The sequence below is a fragment of the Streptomyces sp. NPDC002776 genome, from assembly GCF_053592195.1.
Window position 1 is genome coordinate 1 of sequence record NZ_JBSFVG010000061.1, and the last position, 1,512, is coordinate 1,512.

A 1,512-nucleotide genomic window follows, 5' to 3' on the forward strand; every position below is an offset into this window, starting at 1 on the left:
TCGAAGTCCTTCGCCGGCCCGGCCGGGCGGCAGCTCGTCCTCGACGACATCACCCTCGATGTCGCGCCCGGTGAGTTCGTCACCCTCCTGGGAGCCTCCGGGTGCGGCAAGTCCACGCTGCTCAACCTGGTCGCGGGCCTGGACCGGCCGAGCGCGGGCGCCATCACCACCGACGGCCGTCCGGCACTGATGTTCCAGGAACACGCCCTGTTCCCGTGGCTGACCGCGGGCAAGAACATCGAACTCGCCCTCAAGCTGCGCGGGATGCCCAAGGCCGAACGACGCGGCCGGGCCGAGGAACTGCTGGAACTGGTCCGGCTGGGCGGCTCCTACGGCAAGCGGGTGCACGAACTGTCCGGCGGCATGCGCCAACGCGTCGCACTGGCACGGGCGCTGGCCCAGGACAGCAAACTGCTGCTGATGGACGAGCCGTTCGCGGCACTGGACGCGATCACCCGGGACGTGCTGCACGACGAGCTGACCCGGATCTGGCGCGAGACGGGCCTGTCGGTGCTGTTCGTGACGCACAACGTCCGCGAGGCCGTACGCCTCGCCCAGCGCGTCATCCTGCTGTCCTCCCGCCCCGGCCGCATCGCCCGCGAATGGACCGTCGGCATCCCGCACCCGCGCCGCATCGAGGACAGCGCCGTCGCCGAGCTGTCCGTCGAGATCACCGAAGAACTGCGTGGGGAGATCCGCCGCCATGGCCAGCACTGAGACCACCGCCAAGGACGCGGGCGACCTCGCCGGACTCGAAGCCGGCCTGGACGCACTCGACGCCGTCCACACCAGCCGCACCCCGCTGCGCGAGACCCTGGTCCGCAAGGTACTCCCGCCGGTCACCGCCGTCGCGCTGGTGCTGGCGGTGTGGCAGGTCCTGGTCTGGGCCGAGGCCGCCCCCGCCTACAAGCTCCCCGCACCCTCCGCCGTCTGGGACGAGGTACGCACGGCCTGGCTCCAGGGCACACTCCTCGACTACATCTGGACCAGCGTCTCGCGCGGCCTGCTCGGCTTCCTCCTCGCCCTCGCCATCGGCACCCCCCTCGGCCTGCTGGTCGCCCGGGTGAAGTTCGTCCGGGCCGCGATCGGCCCGATCCTGTCCGGACTGCAGTCCCTGCCCTCGGTGGCCTGGGTACCGCCCGCCGTGCTCTGGCTCGGCCTGAACAACTCGATGATGTACGCCGTCATCCTGCTCGGCGCCGTCCCCTCCATCGCCAACGGCCTCGTCGCCGGCATCGACCAGATCCCGCCGCTGTTCCTGCGCGCCGGGCGCACCCTGGGCGCCACCGGCCTGAAGGGCACCTGGCACATCGTGATGCCGGGAGCCCTGCCGGGCTATCTGGCCGGTCTGAAGCAGGGCTGGGCGTTCTCCTGGCGCTCGCTGATGGCCGCCGAGATCATCGCCTCCTCCCCCGACCTGGGCGTCGGGCTCGGCCAGTTGCTGGAGAACGGCCGCAACAACGCCAGCATGTCCCAGGTGTTCCTGGCCATCTTCCTGATCCTGCTCGTCGG

Annotated in this window: 2 protein-coding genes; both read left to right on the forward strand. The window is 71.0% G+C overall.

Translation table 11 applies throughout. The features are described 5' to 3' along the window. Positions 1-717 (forward strand): ABC transporter ATP-binding protein (locus ACWD11_RS35130; RefSeq protein ID WP_451287962.1); only part of this gene is annotated, 717 nt, incomplete at its 5' end. Beyond that, on the forward strand, positions 704-1,512 hold an 809-nt coding region (locus ACWD11_RS35135; protein ID WP_451287964.1), incomplete at its 3' end, for an ABC transporter permease. The genes ACWD11_RS35130 and ACWD11_RS35135, both read left to right, overlap by 14 nt.